Raw genomic sequence first — 16,411 nt, forward strand, 5'->3', positions numbered from 1 at the left:
TCATACAGTGGGACCGGTTCAGCCGGGAAGCTTTTGCTTGATCGTTCCCACGCTCCGCGTGGGAATGCATCCCGTGACGCTCCGCGTCACTTCCCCAGGCCTGAATGCGGGTCGTCCGCGGGACGCGGAGCGTGGGAACGATCGGCGTCATCGTCGTAGCTGGCGGAATGCATTTTTCTGTAGGAGCCGGCTTGCTGGCGAACGCGGTGGGTCAGGTATGAATATATCGACTGACACAATGCATTCGCCAGCAAGCCGGCTCCCACAGACTGCATTCATACAGTGGGACCGGTTCAGCCGGGAAGCTTTTGCTTGATCGTGCCCACGCTCTGCGTGGGAACGCATCCTGTGACGCTCCGCGTCACCTCCCAAGGCCTGAATGCGCGTCGTCTGCGGGACGCGGAGCGTCCGGGGCGGCGTTACCACGCGGAGCGTGTGAACGATCGGCGTCATCGTCGTAGCTGGCGGAATGCATTTTTCTGTAGGAGCCGGCTTGCTGGCGAACGCGGTGGGTCAGGTATGAATATATCGACTGACAGAATGCATTCGCCAGCAAGCCGGCTCCTACAGTGGGGTTGGGTACAGTCAGTGGGACCGGCTTCAGCCGGAAAGCTTTTGCTTGATCGTGCCCACGCTCTGCGTGGGAATGCATCCTGTGACGCTCCGCGTCACCTCCCAAGGCCTGAATGCGCGTCGTCTGCGGGACGCGGAGCGTCCGGGGCGGCGTTACCACGCGGAGCGTGGGAACGATCGGCGTCATCGTCGTAGCTGGCGGAATGCATTTTTCTGTAGGAGCCGGCTTGCTGGCGAACGCGGTGGGTCAGGTACGAATATATCGACTGACAGAATGCATTCGCCAGCAAGCCGGCTCCTACAGTGCGGGCTGGTTACAGTCAGGGGGACCGGCTTCAGCCGGGAAGCTTTTGCTTGATCGTGCCCACGCTCTGCGTGGGAATGCATCTCGTGACGCTCCGCGTCACTTCCCAAGGCCTGAATGCACGTCGTCTGCGGGACGCGGAGCGTCTGGGGCGGCGTTACCACGCGGAGCGTGGGAACGATCGGCGTCATCGTCGTAGCTGTCGGAACGCATTTTTCTGTAGGAGCCGGCTTGCTGGCGAACGCGGTGGGTCAGGTACGAATATATCGACTGACAGAATGCATTCGCCAGCAAGCCGGCTCCCACAGACTGCATTCATACAGTGGGACCGGTTCAGCCGGGAAGCTTTTGCTTGATCGTTCCCACGCTCCGCGTGGGAATGCATCCCGTGACGCTCCGCGTCACTTCCCAGGCCTGAATCGGCGTCATCGTCGTAGCTGGCGGAATGCATTTTTCTGTAGGAGCCGGCTCCCACAGACTGCATTCAAACAGTGGGGCCGGCTTCAGCCGGGAAGCTTTTGCTGTCGCTCTCGCCTTTGCTTTTGATCTTCGACGCAAGAAGTCCAGACGACACAAATCGCGACTTGGGTGCAGGCTGAACGCAGGTCTCGCGCAGTGGGCCGAGCCGCATGGATGCGGCGAGAGCTGCCCCCCGCCATGGATGGCGGATGGCAGCGGGCCCACGGAGCGGGGCCGGAGTGAAGGGACCCCGAGGAACGAGGGGCCCAACCAGGAGCAGGCACTTTTGCTTACTTTTGGTGCTTTTCAAAAGTAAGTCGCCGAAGGCGAAACAGTCTGCCCCCAGGCAGACGCCCTTGATCTTGATCTTGATCAAACATCTTCGATTCGAATGACTTCGTCCGTTACTTCCTCAAGCTGCCGCACGATCTGATAAATATTCGCCACCGCCAACAGCGTCGTCCGCGGGATGTACTTGCCTGCCTTGACCTTATACAGCGTCCGCGCCAGCCAGATACTCTGCACCACCGGAATCCCCGCCTTCTTCGCCCGCGCAATCAATGCCAGCGCCTCATCATCCTCACCCTTGCAATGAATCTGCGGCAGCGGCGTCGTGCCGGGCCGGTAATACAGCGCCACCGCATAATGCGTCGGATTCACCACCAGCATGTCCGCATCCTCCACCGGCTTGGCCGGCGCAGTCGGCGCCTGGTTCAGCAACTCATGGGCCAGTTGCCGACGATGCCCCTTCACATGGGGGTCGCCCTCCGACTGCTTGTACTCCTTCTTGATGTCCTCATGGCTCATCCGCAGCTTCTTCGCGTGGAAATACTTTTGCAGCGCAAAATCCACCGCGCCGATGACCAACAGCAACCCCAGCGTCGCCCGCAAGATATGCCGGAACACCTGCAACAGCGCATGCCAGTACGTCGTCAGGTCCGTGCTCGACAGCAAAATCAGCGTGCCCAGCGACGGCTTCACCACCACGTACAGCGTCGCCGCGATGGCCGTGGCTTTCAGGATGCTGAGGAGTAGCGTGGTCAGGCTCTGCGCCGAGAACATCTGCTTGGCGTGGGCGAACGGGTTGAGTTTGTTGAAGTCCAGCTTCAGCGCCTTGGGCGCGAACAGGAACCCGATCTGTATCCAGCTGCCCACCAGCCGCATCAACATCGCGATGCCGACGCTACTCAGAATGAAGCCGACCAACACGCTCGCGCCTTCGCTGGCGACCTGTTCCAGCGTGTGCATGAAGGGCTGGCCAACACCCTGGAATGACAGCGTCATCAAGTGCAGCAACCGCGCGACGCTTTCGTCCGCCAGGCCGAAGGTCACTTCGCTGACGACCAGCAGCACCAGCAGTTTGCTCAGGTCCTGGCTCTGCCCGACCTGACCTTTTTCGCGGGCGTCGCGCAGTTGTTTGGGCGTGGCCTTTTCGGTTTTTTCGCTCACGGCACATGCACCAGTTGGCCGAGCAAATGCTTGAGATCGGCGAATTGCATGATCTGGCCGTTGCCCAGTTCCAGCAGTGTCGGCAGGTAGATGAGGAGGAAGGCGATGCCCGCCATGCTCTTGGCCGGCATGGCCAGAATCGACACGTTCAGTTGCTGCGCGTACAGGCCGATGATCGCCAGTGCGGCCTCGATCAACAACAGCAAACCAATGAACGGCGCGGCGTAGAGCATCATGTGCTGGAGGGTCTGGTTGAGTTGTTCGAGAAACAGGTCCAGGCCGTCGACGGTCATGCCGGGCAGCCAGGCGGTGGGCGGCCAGACCAGATAGCTGTCCCAGATCACTTGAGTGATCAGCGACAATCCGCCGGACAGGATCACCAGCATGATCAACGTCTCCTGAAACAGCTCGCCCAGCGGCGTCGCGTCAGGCCCCAGGGCGGGGTTCAGTTGACCGCCGCTCAAGGCGCCGCGCTGGCTGTCGAGCAGCGCGCCCACCGAGGCGAACATCCAGAACGGCGCGTACAGCAACAGGCCGAGGAGGGTGCCGAGCACGGCCTCTTTCAGCAGCAGCGCGCCGATGGAAAACCAGTCGTCTTGCATGCCCGACAGCGCGCGGCTGATGCTCGGCGCCGGCACCATCGAGACCACCAGCACCACCGCGTAACGCAGCGGGCCCTTGAGGTATTTGAAGCAGAACGCCGGCACCAGAATCATGCACGGCAGGATGCGCGCCGCCGCCAAGCCCATGCCCAGCATCAGTTCGAACAGGCCCTGGGCGTCGAAGGGCATCTAGTGCGCGCCGCCGGAGCGGGCGATCAGGTCGAAGGCCAGGTTGATGAACTGGATCAGCTCGACACCGATCCAGCGCCCGGTCATGGCCAGGGTCAGGCCGACCGCAGCGAGCTTGATGCCGAAGGGCAGGGTCTGGTCCTGGATCTGCATCAAGGCCTGCAACAGCGAGGTGATGACGCCGACCAGCACGGCGACCCCCAACGGCGGCGCCGTGAGAATCACCACCAGAAACATGCCCTGCTTGAACAACGCCAGCGCTTCCATCACCGCCTCACATGTACGAGTAGAAAAGGCTGTCGAGCAGGCGCGTCCAGCCTTGCACCAGCACGAACAGCAGCAGTTTGAGGGGCAGCGAAATGGTCATCGGCGAGACCATCTGCATGCCCAGCGCCAGCAGCAGGTTGGAGACGATCAAGTCGATGACGATGAACGGGATGTAGATCAGAAAGCCGATCTGAAAGCCGGCCTGCAGTTCGGACAGAACGAAGGCGGGCACGGCCAGCAGCAGGTCGCTTTTGCTGGCCTGATCGGCCATATCCTTGGGCCACATGCGCTGGGTGTTGTCGAGCAGATGCGCCACAACTTCCGGGTCGGTGTTACGGGTCATGAAGCGCTGCAACGGCTCGATGACGGTGTTGGCGCTGGCCTGCAATTTCTCGGTACTTCCCATCTCCAGCGGACGGTCGTGAACCCGCTGCTGGATTTCGTGGGCGACGGGGGCCATGACGAACATGGTCGCGGCCAGGGCGATGCCGTAGAGCGCCATGTTCGGTGGCACTTGCTGCACGCCGATGGCGTTGCGGGTAATCAGCAGGGTCATGGAGATCTTGAGAAAGGCCGTGCAGACAATCAACAGAAACGGAATCAACGACAGGGCGCCGAGGAACAGCGCCAGCATCACCGGGTTCATCCCGTCCATGATCATGAGTGGGACGCCATGCGCGTAATTTGCAGACCGAGCCGGCCCTCGACGCTGACCAGCTCGCCCTCCGCGACGATGCGATCGCCGTGGCACAGGGTGGCGAAGCCGGGCGTGACGCCGTTGACGGGTAAGACGGTGCCGGCAGCGATGCGGCGCAGGTCACCCAACGTGAGTTCAAGGCTGCCGCAGCGCAGGGTCAGGGCCAGCGGCAGTTGATCCAGGGAATCGAGGGAGGTTTGGGTTTCAGCCGATTGCGGATCAAGCTCCGTGTCCGCATAGCCGTCGGATTCGTCGTGCCACTGGCTTTCGGTGGCGTGAGGGTCTTCAAAAGCTTCCCGGCTAAAGCCGGTCCCACGGTCAACAGTTTCAGGGCTGAAGCCTGTCCCGTCGTTCAGAGCGTGCTCGGTCGACTCATCGTCGGCAAGATCCTCGATCTCGTCTTCGTACAATTCTTCATTGACCATGTCCCAAGTCTTCCTCGTGGCTGAACCGTACATACAGCTGCTCGGCGCGGCTGTCCGTCTGCACTGCCCATTGCCGACCTGCCAGTTGCAGGCGCCCGCCGCCTTCTTCGTCGAAATGACACAACGACGGCAGCAGCACGTCCCCCGGTTGCAGCGACGCCAACTGGTCGAGGCTCAACGACAGCTCGCCCAACACCAGCGGCTGTCGGATAGGCCAGTCCTGCGAGACGTTCTGCCGGTGCGGCTGCCAGTGGTGGCCGCCGAGCAGTTGCAGCATGACCCGCGCGTCGGCGCAGAGCTGTGCGTGCAACACCTGCGAACCCAGCCGCAGGTGCAATCGGCAGGTCATCGGCGCGGTATCCGTGCTTTCGCCCTCGGCGGACAGCGCAGTGATATCGCTGAGTGGCCGCAGAGGGCAAAGCAGTTCCGCCAGTTCGGTACTCATGCGCTGATTCACCAACTGCCAGTACCACGGCTGATGTTCGCCGCCGAGGGTGACCGGCAGTTCGCCGAGCAGGCTGAGCACCGCTTCGGCGTCGCTCAGGGCGAAGGGGCCGAGGGCGCTGTCGAACCAGGTCAGCGATGACGCGTTCCCGGCTGAAGCCGGTCCTGCGAGGGGCGGGCTGTCATCGTCGGGTATCAATCGCAGGGTCAGTTCGCCGCGCTGACCCTGGGCGGTGTAGCCGCAGCTCACGCCGGCCCCCAGCAGACGCGAGGCCTCGGCAAACTCGCCGCTGACTTCCCGCATCTTCAGCGGACTGAATGGCGGGTTCCCGGCTAAAGCCGGTCCTACGGCGTTCAGGTCGCTCATGCCCAGTTTCATGCCCGAGTTCGTGTCCGAATTCATGGTCAAGTTCATGTCTGGCGTCATGCCTGTGCCTCCTCATGCAGGGACAGATCAACGTCACAGCCCAGCGCCTGTTCCAGCGCGCTTTCGCAGTGGCGTTGATGGGGCTGCAAGCGTTTCAGTACGCCGCGCCTTGCGAAGCCCAGTTCGATGCTCCACTGGTTGTCGCGCTTGTTGGCGTTGACCTGCACCTTGCCCAGATTGGGCATCAGCAAGGTCAGGCTCAACGGGCCGTCCGGCTGTTGCGGCAGGCGTTGGGCGAGCTCGTCGATGAGCTGCGTCGGCACGCCTTCAGCGGGAAACAACGTGCTGAAACTGCTGCCGGCGAAACCCGATTCGCTTTGCTCTTCCGTCACCGGCGCCACCAACAGTTGGGAAAAAAACATCCCGTCGGCACTCAACGACGCCGGCGAGGCAGATTCGTCGCACAGCCTGCGCAGGCGTTCGGCATCGGCGCGACGCACGTTGGCCTGCGGCTGGCGCGGGTCGCCCGGCGCGGCAGGGGATGGCGAAGGCGAGGGCGTACGGGGCGTTTCGGCACGGGGCTGAGGTTGCGGGCGAGGCGGGTGTTGGACGGGGCTGTTCATATCGATTCACCTTGTTCGTTGAGGGCCTCGGCCAGGCAGGCGAGTTTTTCCACGGCACGTTGGGACGCTTTCGCCGCGTGTTTCGCCTCGGCCAGACGCTGATGTTGTTCCTCGATACCTATCTCTTGGCGGGCCATGTCCTGGCGGATATAGGCCAGCCGGTCGAGCATGCGGTTTTCCTTTTCGTGCCAGCGTTCGAGGTCGTCCAGCGACATTGCTTTATTGACGTGGGCGCTGCTCAACACCTGCCGGCGTTCGCGCTGGTTATGGCGTTCCTGCACGTATGAATCGCGCGTCTGTTGCAAGTGTTCGTGCATCTGCTCCAGGGTTTTCTGCGCCTGCCGTTGCGCCCGTTCAGCGCTGGCCTGGCGATGCTGACGCAGGGGCGTCAGCACGCTGATGACCTGTTCCATGGCGAGGTTTTGCGGATCGACTTCAAGCGCTTCTTCCACGCCACTACTCCGGCAGTTGCGAGGTGAGTTGCATCAGCGCCGCCAGGGTCTCTTGCAGCGGCACCGGCTCGCGCAGGTCCTGGCGCAGAAACGCATTGATCGGCTCGTTCAGCCGTACGGCGCAGTCGGTCACCGGGTCGCTGCCGGGCTGGTATTCGCCCAGGCGCAGGAGCATTTCCACTTGCTTGTACGCCGCCATCAAACGACGCAATCGGTTGTTCGCCTGCTGGTGCTCGCGTCCGGTGACGTTGCTGATGATCCGGCTGATGCTGGCCTGCACGTCGATGGCCGGGTAGTGCCCGCGCTCCGCCAATTTACGCGACAGCACGATGTGGCCGTCGAGCAGCGAACGCACCTCGTCGGCGACCGGGTCGTTCATCGAATCCTGTTCGATCAGCACGGTGTACAGCGCGGTGATCGAGCCCTTTTCACTCATGCCGGCCCGTTCAACCAGGCGCGGCAGCAGGGTGTAGACCGAAGGGGGCAGGCCGCCGCGCCCGAGGGGTTCGCCGGCGGCAATGCCGATCTCGCGCTGTGCCCGGGCGAACCGGGTCAGGGAATCGAGCAGCAACAACACCTTCAGGCCGCGTTCGCGAAAGGCCTCGGCGATGGCCGTGGCGGTGAAGGCCGCGCGGGCCCGCTCCATGCTGGACCGGTCCGATGTGGCGCAGACCAGCACCGAACGCGCGCGCAGTGTCGCGTCCAGTTCGTGGTCGAGAAACTCGCGCAGCTCACGGCCCCGCTCGCCGATCAGGCCGAAGACGATCACGTCGCAGTCCATGTTGCGCGCCAGCTCGGCCATCAAGGTGGTCTTGCCGCAACCGGCGCCGGCGAACAAGCCGACGCGCTGGCCTTCGCCGAGCAGAATCGCGCTGTCGATCGCACGCACGCCCGTGGGCAATGCCCTGCTGATCCGTGGGCGCTGGGTTGGCGGCAGGGCGTCGGCAATCACCGGCAGGGTGACGCGCCGATCACCGGGACCGGCGAACGCGCCTTCGGAATCCCCCAGCAAAGGACGACCGAAACCGTCGAGCACGCTGCCCAACAAGCTGTCATCGACGCCGATGCGGTGAGCCATGCCCAGCGGCCGGATGTGCGCGCCGACCTGAATCCCGTCCGGCGTGCCCAGCGCACTGAGCAATGTGCAATCCCGGGTGAAGCCGACGATCTCTGCAAGCATGACGCTGCCGTCGGATTTGCTCACTTCACACAGGTCACCAACCTTGGCTGCGGGAATCTGGCACTCCAGCAAGATGCCGCTGACGGCACTGACCCGGCCGCTGACCTTCACTGCAGAAAAGCCTTTCAAGCGCTGAAGGTGAGCGGATTTCCATTGATCCAGCGCTGCGTTCACCAGCTCACCTCGTAGTGGCGGTCGCCGTCGAACTGGATGCGATTGTCATCGATGCGTGTCAGGCGCAGCCCGGCCAGCTCGTCGCCGACGTACAGCCGGCGACCGTCCGCCGTGACCAGGTGCGCATTGGGCCCGGACATGATCTGCACGATGGTGAACGGCAGGCCACTGGTCCCGGCGGCGACGTTGTCGATCAATGCGACCGGCGTGTCATAGCGATCCTTGAAACGCTGGAGCATGCGCTGATAGACCAGCTGCGATTCCGGCTTGAGGTTGCCGCTCAAGGCCAGACCCTCAGGCGTCTGCTCCACAGTGACGTCGCTGAGCAGCCGTTCGCTGAGCATGGTGTTGAGCTGGCGTTTGACGTCATCGACGCTGGTCAGCCGGATGCGTTTTTTTGCCGGCAGCTCAGTCGTTTTGGCCTTCTCGTTCGAAGGTCTGGCGGGCTGATTGGCCTGCTGCGCAAGTTGCTGCGCCGGCGAACTGATCGCCAATTGCTCTGAGGCGGGCGTCGCGCTGCGGCTCAGGCTCCAGGCGCTGCCGGCGATGCCGAGCAACACGCCGATGACCACGCCGGTGGTGCGGTTGAAAAAGCGCGAGTGCGACTCGACCTTCTCCAGCGGCGCGCTGGCCGGCGCTTCGGCCTGCGCCGTCTGCTCCGACTGCGCTTTAGGAATCACCGCAGGCACGGAAGGCCAGGGGTCTTGCGCCGGAGACACGCACAGCCACACAGAACCCAGCACAAACGCGGCGTTGGGCGTGAGCAGGGTGCTGGCGTGAAGATGGCCTTCCTCGTCGGCGATGGGGCCGTCGGCCGCGTTGAGCAGCCAGTCTTCGCCCTGGCGTTGCAGGCGGCAGTGCAGCTGTTCGACGCCGGGATCATGCAGCGCCAGATCCTGATCGGCGTCAGCGCCAATGCCCCAGTGCTCACCCACCAGCGGCAGTGCGGCGCCTTGGTGCAGGCCGGTCAATACGCGTAATTCAAACATGTGACGCTCTCCAGGCACTCAAGCGGCGTACTCGTTATCCAGCGCTTGCGGGTCGTCTTCGTGATCGCTCTCGAAGTCGTCTTCCAGGTCGAAGCGCCCCAGCACCTTGACCTGCGCCGCGTTGCTGATTTCGGCAAAGGACAGCACTGGCACGTGATAGAACTCCTCTTGCAACAGGGTCCGCAGCGGGCTGCGCAAATCCTGGGCGACCAGCAACACCGCGCGTTGGGCGCTGCGCAGCGGGAAGGCGATGTGCAGCTGCTGCACCAGTAACTGGCTGGTTTCGTTGTCCAGCGCGAAGAAGGTTTCGGTCTGAGTCTGGCGCAGGCCGTCGCGCAGAATGCCTTCGCTTTCCGGCGTCAGCACCCAGACCAACAAGCCTTCGGGGCCGGAATACTGGTGGTAGATCTGCGATTTCAGGGCGATGCGCACGTAGTCGGCGAGCACCGTGACTTCGCGCTCGTGCTGGCCGTGCTCGATGAGTGTTTCGGCGATGACCCGGATCGCCCGCAGCGGCACGCACTCCGAGGCCAGGCGTTGCAGCACCGCCGAGAAGCGAGCCAGTGGCAGCACCCGCTGCATTTCCTGGGCAAGCTCCGGCTGCTCCGATTCCAGCCAGCCGAGAATCGCCTTGGTTTCCTGTAGGCCGATGAACTGCGGCCCGCAGGACTGCAGCGCGCGCTCCATGCGCTCGATGATCAGCGTCGTCGCGTCGATGCGTTCGATGTCTGCTTCCTGCAGTTGCGGCGCGTCGGTCGGCAGCCACAGCCATTGACCTTCCTCGCGCTCGAGGCTGCCGTGCACTGCCGATTCCAGCAAGGCCGACTCCGGCAAGCTTTGCACCGAGCGCGCGTCCACCGCGACGTGGGTCTGGCTGAGCGTGGCCCGCAGCAGCGGCACTTCGTAGACCGAGAAGCGGAACTCGTCCGGCGGCAACAGCTCGCTGGTTTCGATGATGAACGAGGGCAGGGTCAGGCCGTACTGCACCACCAGACGGTTACGCCGCTGACGGATTTCGCTGACCAGCGCCTCGATATGTGCGGGGTTCTGGCTGGGGTGAAAATGCAGCACGAACTGACGGCTGGGGGAGAAGGTGCGCAGGTCTTCGCGGCCGTTCATTTCCGGCGCGACGGCCACGGCCTGGGCTTGCTCGGCCTTGGGCTTGGCGCGGTGCAACTGGAGCAGGCCACCGACCCCGCAAATGATCGAGATGACCACGAACACCGCCGTCGGCATGCCTGGCAACGCGGCGAATCCGAGCATCGCCACCGCCGCGATGATCCACGCCTTGGGCTGGCTGGTGATCTGCTCGGCGATCTCCCGGCCAATGTTGGCTTCGACGCCGTTTTCGCCACTGGGCACGCGGGTGATGATCATGCCGCAGGTGACCGAAATCAGCAGCGCCGGAATCTGCGCGATCAGGCCGTCGCCGATGGTCAGCACGGTGTAGACCTGCAAGGCGTCGCCGGCGGTCATGTTGTGTTGCACCACGCCGATGGCGATGCCGCCGATCATGTTGATGGCAACGATGATCAGGCTGGCGATGGCATCGCCGTTGACGAACTTCATGGCCCCGTCCATGGCGCCGAACAGCTGACTTTCCTTGCCCAGTTCGGCGCGGCGTTTGCGCGCTTCGTGGACGCTGATCAGGTTGGCGCGCAGGTCACTGTCGATGGACATCTGCTTGCCCGGCATCGCGTCGAGGGTGAACCGCGCGCCGACTTCCGCCACTCGCTCCGAACCCTTGGTGATCACTAGAAAGTTGACCACGGTGAGGATCAGGAAGATCACCAGGCCCACCGCCAGGTTGCCGCCGACTACAAACTGGCCGAACGCCTCGACGATGTGCCCGGCGTCCTGATTGAGCAGGATCAGGCGCGTGGTGGAGATCGACAGCGCCAGACGAAACATCGTCGTCAGCAGCAGCACCGCCGGAAACGTCGAGAACGCCAACGGGCGCGGCAGGTGCATCGCCAGCATGATCAACAGGCACGAGATGCAGATGTTGATGGCGATCAGCACGTCCACCAGCCCGGTGGGCAGCGGCGTGATCATCATGAACACGATGGCGATGACCACGAACGCACCGACGATTTCCGAGCGGCGCATGGCGGCGTGCGCGATCGAATTGAGCAGGTTAATGACACGATCCATCAGGCGAGGCCCCCCTGGAGCTGGTTCTGTTCCTGCCGAGTCAGTTCGGCCATGAGAATGAGCAGGTTGCCCAAGGCGTTCTGGCGGCTTTTCAGGTCGCGCCAGAGCAGAATCGGCAGCTGTTGCAGCATGGGCCGCAGCCCGTTGAGAAACGCCAGTTGATGCTTGAGCTGCGTGCCGCCGATGTGTTGCGTGAGTTGCAGGGTTTCGCCCAGGCTCATGCCCTTGCCCGACAGCGCCAGCAGGTGTTTGAGAAAGGCCGCCGCATCCACTTGCAGCCCGGGGTTCTTGTTGCGCATGCGGCCCAGCAGATGCTCGCAACTGCGCAGCAGGGTGGTGACGTGCCGCGCGGTGTTGAGGCCGTGCATCAAGGTGCGCAGTTGCTGCGGCGACGTGGACGGGGTGAGCGATGAGAGATCGTCGGCGAGGGCGCTGCGCATGTCCCGAAGATTCAGCTCGAATTCGCCGGGCTCTTCCTGCTCGTTGATCAGCGCGTCGATTAATCCTGTGATGTTCTGCTGCCCGGCCACCGCCACGCTGTAGAGATTGCGCAGGGCACCGCGGCGCTTTTCCGAAGTCGGCCGGGAAAACGCCTTGGCGCTGTTGATGCCCGCGCGGGTGCGTTTGCCGTACTGGCGACGCAGTTGCTTGAGCTGCTGGCTCAGCACCACGTGCTCGCCCATTTCACCGTCGGCCTGGGCCTGCTTTCTCGCCGCTTGCAGCATCACATGGGCCTTGGCCGGGTCACCGTCGGTGTAACTCAGAATCTGCGCCAGGCTCGACGCGTTCTGGTTTTGCAGCTGCTTGCGCAGGTTGCGCGCGGCATCGTCGAGGCCTTTGTCCTGGCTGCCCATCAACAGCTGATACAGCTCGCCCAGTTTCACCGCCCTTGATTGCAGGGCGTTGCCGCTGGCGAGCAGTTCCCGCTGGCTGAGGCTGCGGCTCTGCTGAACCAGTGCCGAGGCGAACCGCGCGACCTGCTGCGGCGAGGTGCCGTTGACGTTCGGCGGATTGACATGCAGCGGCGCAGGCGCCTGCGTTTTTGCCGGCGTGATCGCAGGGGGTTGCAATGCCTGTGGGGCAATGGGGGCGGCGATCTTCATAAGACGGCTCTGGTTAGCTCGGTTCGGGGCCTGGTCATGGGCTCTGAGTGGAGCGCGGCGGCAAAGCGGTTCCATCTATTTGTGCGCAGAGGTGGAGCAGGCCGATCTGTGCCAAATCTCGTTCGGGAAACAGCGTGTTCGCGCAAAGATTTGCACAGCGCTGTGCCTGAAGATTTATTTACTTATTTAAATTCAATGGCTTATGGGGTTTTAAAGGGTGGCACGCATATCGCTATAGGGCTAATACACTCAAAACAAGGAAGAGCCCTGATGTTTTCCAACCTTGCGATTCTCGACATTGACTCCCCCGTGCGCCGTCCCGCCCAAGGGATTCGTCACCTGACCAGTGACCAGATCAAGATGATTCGCGGCTTCATTCAGAAGCGGGTCATGAACCCGGAAGATGTCGACGACATTCTGCAGAGCACCTTTCTGGAAGCGCTGCGCAGCGAGCACAAGTTTCAACACGCGAGCAAACCCCAGACCTGGCTGTGCGGCATTGCGCTGAACCTGATCCGCAACCATTTCCGCAAGATGTACCGCCAGCCGTACCAGGAAAGCTGGGAAGACCACACCCATTCCGAACCCGACAGCCATGGCGACATCGGCCATCAGGTCGACGGTCATCGGCAGTTGATGCAGGTGGTCAGGGCCATCGGCACGCTGCCGTCGAACATGCAGCGGGTGATCGAGGTGTCGCTGGAAATGGACGGCAATTATCAGGAAACCGCGTCGTCCCTCGGCGTGCCGATCGGCACCGTGCGCTCACGCCTGTCCCGGGCCCGGGAGCAACTCAAGCGACAGATGGACCCGTTTGCCTGAGTGCCCAGTGGGACTGACTGAATGCGATCTGTGTGGGACCGGCTTTAGCCGGGAAGCCACCGGGCATCGCGCCGCGGGATTGATGGTATTCATGCAGGCCTTTTCCCGGCTGAAGCCGGTCCCACTAAAAAGCATCGCTTGCATCCAGCGGGACTGACTGAATGCGATCTGTGTGGGACCGGCTTTAGCCGGGAAGGCGTCGGGCGTCACGCTGCAAGATTGATGGTGCTCACCCTGGCCTCTTCCCGGCTGAAGCCGGTCCCACTAAAAAGCAGCGCGTGCATCCAGCGGGACTGACTGAATGCGATCTGAGTGGGACCGGCTTTAGCCGGGAAGGCGTCGGGCGTCACGCTGCAAGATTGATGGTGCTCACCCAGGCCTCTTCCCGGCTAAAGCCGGTCCCACTAAAAAGCATCGCGTGCATCCGCTGTGACTGACTGAATGCGATCTGTGTGGGACCGGCTTTAGCCGGGAAGCCACCGGGCATCGCGCCGCGGGATTGATGGTATTCATGCAGGCCTTTTCCCGGCTGAAGCCGGTCCCACTGAAAAGCATCGCGTGCAGCCAGTGGCTTTGGCTGCACGCTCTGTAGTTGGCAAGCAAAGCTCGGTAGTTGGGAAACAAACTGCAACATTTATCGGAACCGACCCGGCGCAGCAGCCACACAGTTGCCATCCCCCATGCCCGGATGACGACTCATGCGTATCTTAAGCACTCCGTACAACGGCGTTGCCCCCCAATCTGCCGGCGCCGATGCCGCTCAGGGATCGCCGCTGACTGACCCGAAATCAGCGCCGTTGCAGAAGGGCGGGGCAGACCCGAATGTCCGCTTCGGCGCCTCGACCCAGCCGTTACCGGCGAACAGCGCATTTGCCGGCAACACGACTGGCAGCACGGGCACTGCTGGCCCTCTTTCCGGTAACACCCAAAGCACTGAACAGCAATTGCTTTCATTGCTGACTCAGCTCATGCAGCTGTTCAAGGGGCAAGCTCAGTCGGCACCTGGGAACGCCACATCATCTCCAGATACCCCTACGCAAAACGCGCCCACCTCCGGTGCCGTTCCCACAGGCAATCCGCAGCCTGTCGCCCAAGCGAACGCCGCGGCCCCGGCAGCGCCGATCGAGGCGGCGAAACCGGTCGAAGAAGCCAAGCCCGAGGAACCCAAAGCCACCGAAGCCGCGTTTCTCGATGACTCGAAATATTCGTCGCCCAAGGAGCTTGAGCGCTGGGCGCCAATGGTCGCCAACCTGCCAGCGGATCAGCGCGATCAGGCGGCCAAAGAGCTGAACCGACCCATCGCCGCCGCGCGCATGGCCGCTGAAAAAGGCCCGGACGCGGCCAAGGCCATGGACTTCATCAACGCCAACCCGTCGCTGAAAACCGCCGTGGACACTGGCAAACACGGCGGCAAAGCGGACGGCAAGATCACCGATGGCGACCTCAAGGCCTTCGCCAAGAACATGCAGAAAGCCGCCGACAGCGCGGACAAGGACATTGCCAGCTACCAGAAAGACCATCCGGACGCCGACCCGCAATCCCTGGACATGGTCCGCAGCGCCGCGTTAATGCGCGCCAATGAACCCTTGACCAAGGCCGCCGATCCCAAGCATGCCTTGGGCGCCGACGGCAAAACCAAGGTCGATGGCCTGACCAGCGCCGACGGCCTCAAGGCGATTCAGAACGACAACCCGGGCCTGGCCGGGCCGTTGAAGCAGGCGGCGAAAACCTGGTCAGAGCCCGGCTTTCTCACCCAGATCGACCAGGGCGGCTTGAGTGGTCGTTCGCTCGCGGCCCACAGCCCGGACAAGCTGTTCAACGCCAAGAACATCAGCGACTGGATCAAAAAGCAGGCGCCCACCAATGGCGGCGAATTTGCCAGCGTGCTCAGCGATGCCGCCACCCTCAATTCAGTGGCCAACGTCGATATCTCCAAGCTGGGTAAGGACGTCTTCGACAACCCGTCGGCCTACAGCGGCGAGCAGAAAGCCGCGGTCATGATCAAGCTGCAACAGACCCAGCAGAGCGTCGTCGCCGGCCAGGACCTGCGCAAGACCGGCAAGACCGAAGATGCGCTGAACGAGAAGATCGGCCAGCTGCAGGCCGATCCTGACGTGCAGGCGTTCCTCGACAAGCAGATACCGCAGCAGTCGCGGGCGCTGGTCGCCAGCACGCCGACGTTGCAGAAAGCCGTTACCGAACAGATGCAGAAGGTCAACAGCGGCGAGGCCCTGCAAGCGGACCTGAGCACGGCCGACAAGGCCACCAAAAAAGACAAGCCGAACGCCGATTACAGCAGCGCCCTGGGCGGGTTGTCGGCCCAGTTGCAGATGCAGAAAGACCTGCTCGGCGACAACGCGAACGTGCCGACCGCGCAGCAGGTCCTCGGTCAGCGCCCTGATTTGCAGGGCAAGATTCAGGATTCGTACGTGCGCAACTTCAGCGAAGGCGGCGCGGTCCGGCAGTTGCTCGATCAGAAGAAAGCCGATGGTGAAGAGGCATTGCAAACGGCCGATGCGCAGAAGGCCGCCTACGACAGCGTACTGCCGGACACCTTCGTGCAGAGCCAGCAATCGCGCTATGTGGATTCGACCTTCCGCCATCTGGAGGACACCAAGAGCGGTCGCAAGATGCTGGAAAACGCCAAAGGCGATAAAGACCACGCGCCGTCGATGGCCGCGCAGGTGGCCTCGAATATGGGGCCATCTGCGCTGCGCTCGGTCGCAGGCTTTGCCTCGGTCTCGGACATGCTCGCCCGAGGCGACAAAACCGATGCCGCCAGGACGATTTACGACAGCACCAAGTCCGGCCTGTCTGCGGCCAAGACCGGTTACGACGCCGTGGCGAAATCCGCCGGGCGTGCAGGGCTGGGCGAGGTGGCGGCGAAAGTCGGCGGTCGCGTTGCCGGCATGGTCGTGGGAGAGGCCGCAGGGCTGGCCGCCGGTGCGGCCATTGGTGCCTCGATTCCGGTGATTGGCTGGATCGCCGACGCCGCCATGAGCCTGGGTTTCGGCATCTCCGCCATCATCGAAGCCGTCAAAAAGCACAAGGCCCAGAAGGCTTTCGATCACAACGTCGACCCGGTCCTCGATCAGTTCGGCATCCCCAAAGCCCATTGATGTTTTCTGACCCGAAAGA

The 16,411-nt window shown here is 62.9% G+C and carries 15 protein-coding genes; 2 read left to right on the forward strand and 13 right to left on the reverse strand.

Annotated elements, in window-relative coordinates; genetic code table 11:
- Positions 1–1,708: 1,708 nt before the first annotated feature.
- The 12 genes from sctU to sctW are packed head-to-tail and all read right to left on the reverse strand — an operon-like array spanning position 1,709 to position 12,451.
- On the reverse strand, positions 1,709–2,785 hold the full coding sequence (sctU, locus tag ACQKEN_RS23280; RefSeq protein ID WP_427689149.1) for a type III secretion system export apparatus subunit SctU: 1,077 nt from the start codon (positions 2,783–2,785) through the stop codon (positions 1,709–1,711).
- Entirely contained in the window at positions 2,782–3,576 is a 795-nt protein-coding gene (gene sctT / locus ACQKEN_RS23285; RefSeq protein WP_133777433.1) for a type III secretion system export apparatus subunit SctT, read from the reverse strand. The genes sctU and sctT overlap by 4 nt, the downstream gene beginning before the upstream one ends.
- Positions 3,577–3,843: a type III secretion system export apparatus subunit SctS gene (sctS, locus tag ACQKEN_RS23290; RefSeq protein WP_065989232.1), complete on the reverse strand. Its 267-nt coding sequence runs from the start codon at positions 3,841–3,843 to the stop codon at positions 3,577–3,579.
- Between the two features lie 7 nt (positions 3,844–3,850).
- Complete coding sequence (gene sctR, locus ACQKEN_RS23295; RefSeq protein ID WP_427689152.1) at positions 3,851–4,504, reverse strand: type III secretion system export apparatus subunit SctR; 654 nt, start codon at positions 4,502–4,504, stop codon at positions 3,851–3,853.
- On the reverse strand, positions 4,501–4,965 hold the full coding sequence (locus ACQKEN_RS23300; protein ID WP_427689153.1) for a FliM/FliN family flagellar motor switch protein: 465 nt from the start codon (positions 4,963–4,965) through the stop codon (positions 4,501–4,503). The genes sctR and ACQKEN_RS23300 overlap by 4 nt, the downstream gene beginning before the upstream one ends.
- Positions 4,955–5,812 carry a type III secretion system protein gene (locus ACQKEN_RS23305; protein WP_427689154.1) on the reverse strand — a complete coding sequence of 286 codons (858 nt, stop codon included), beginning with the start codon at positions 5,810–5,812 and terminating at the stop codon, positions 4,955–4,957. Before ACQKEN_RS23305 ends, ACQKEN_RS23300 begins: the two co-directional genes overlap by 11 nt.
- 20 nt (positions 5,813–5,832) lie before the next feature.
- On the reverse strand, positions 5,833–6,399 hold the full coding sequence (locus tag ACQKEN_RS23310; RefSeq protein ID WP_427689156.1) for a type III secretion system HrpP C-terminal domain-containing protein: 567 nt from the start codon (positions 6,397–6,399) through the stop codon (positions 5,833–5,835).
- Complete coding sequence (locus ACQKEN_RS23315) at positions 6,396–6,851, reverse strand: type III secretion protein (RefSeq protein WP_427689158.1); 456 nt, start codon at positions 6,849–6,851, stop codon at positions 6,396–6,398. Before ACQKEN_RS23315 ends, ACQKEN_RS23310 begins: the two co-directional genes overlap by 4 nt.
- Before the next feature lie 4 nt (positions 6,852–6,855).
- The gene (locus ACQKEN_RS23320; RefSeq protein ID WP_427689160.1) at positions 6,856–8,205 is read right to left on the reverse strand and encodes a FliI/YscN family ATPase; all 1,350 of its coding nucleotides are present in this window, start codon (positions 8,203–8,205) and stop codon (positions 6,856–6,858) included.
- Complete coding sequence (gene sctD, locus ACQKEN_RS23325; RefSeq protein WP_427689162.1) at positions 8,202–9,194, reverse strand: type III secretion system inner membrane ring subunit SctD; 993 nt, start codon at positions 9,192–9,194, stop codon at positions 8,202–8,204. Before sctD ends, ACQKEN_RS23320 begins: the two co-directional genes overlap by 4 nt.
- An 18-nt stretch (positions 9,195–9,212) precedes the next feature.
- Positions 9,213–11,348, reverse strand: a complete 2,136-nt coding sequence (sctV, locus tag ACQKEN_RS23330) for a type III secretion system export apparatus subunit SctV (protein ID WP_427689164.1) — start codon at positions 11,346–11,348, stop codon at positions 9,213–9,215.
- Positions 11,348–12,451: a type III secretion system gatekeeper subunit SctW gene (sctW, locus tag ACQKEN_RS23335; RefSeq protein ID WP_427689166.1), complete on the reverse strand. Its 1,104-nt coding sequence runs from the start codon at positions 12,449–12,451 to the stop codon at positions 11,348–11,350. Before sctW ends, sctV begins: the two co-directional genes overlap by 1 nt.
- A gap of 270 nt (positions 12,452–12,721) precedes the next feature.
- Between sctW and ACQKEN_RS23340 the strand changes: the two genes are divergently transcribed.
- Entirely contained in the window at positions 12,722–13,273 is a 552-nt protein-coding gene (locus ACQKEN_RS23340) for an RNA polymerase sigma factor (protein WP_122622931.1), read from the forward strand.
- Between the two features lie 346 nt (positions 13,274–13,619).
- Here the strand turns inward: ACQKEN_RS23340 and ACQKEN_RS23345 are convergent, their stop codons facing one another.
- On the reverse strand, positions 13,620–13,907 hold the full coding sequence (locus tag ACQKEN_RS23345) for a hypothetical protein (protein WP_427689168.1): 288 nt from the start codon (positions 13,905–13,907) through the stop codon (positions 13,620–13,622).
- Between the two features lie 64 nt (positions 13,908–13,971).
- Between ACQKEN_RS23345 and ACQKEN_RS23350 the strand changes: the two genes are divergently transcribed.
- Positions 13,972–16,392, forward strand: a complete 2,421-nt coding sequence (locus tag ACQKEN_RS23350; RefSeq protein ID WP_427689170.1) for a type III effector HrpK domain-containing protein — start codon at positions 13,972–13,974, stop codon at positions 16,390–16,392.
- Positions 16,393–16,411: the final 19 nt, after the last annotated feature.

It is taken from the genome of Pseudomonas sp. NPDC078416, from assembly GCF_050268485.1.
Lineage (GTDB): Bacteria > Pseudomonadota > Gammaproteobacteria > Pseudomonadales > Pseudomonadaceae > Aquipseudomonas.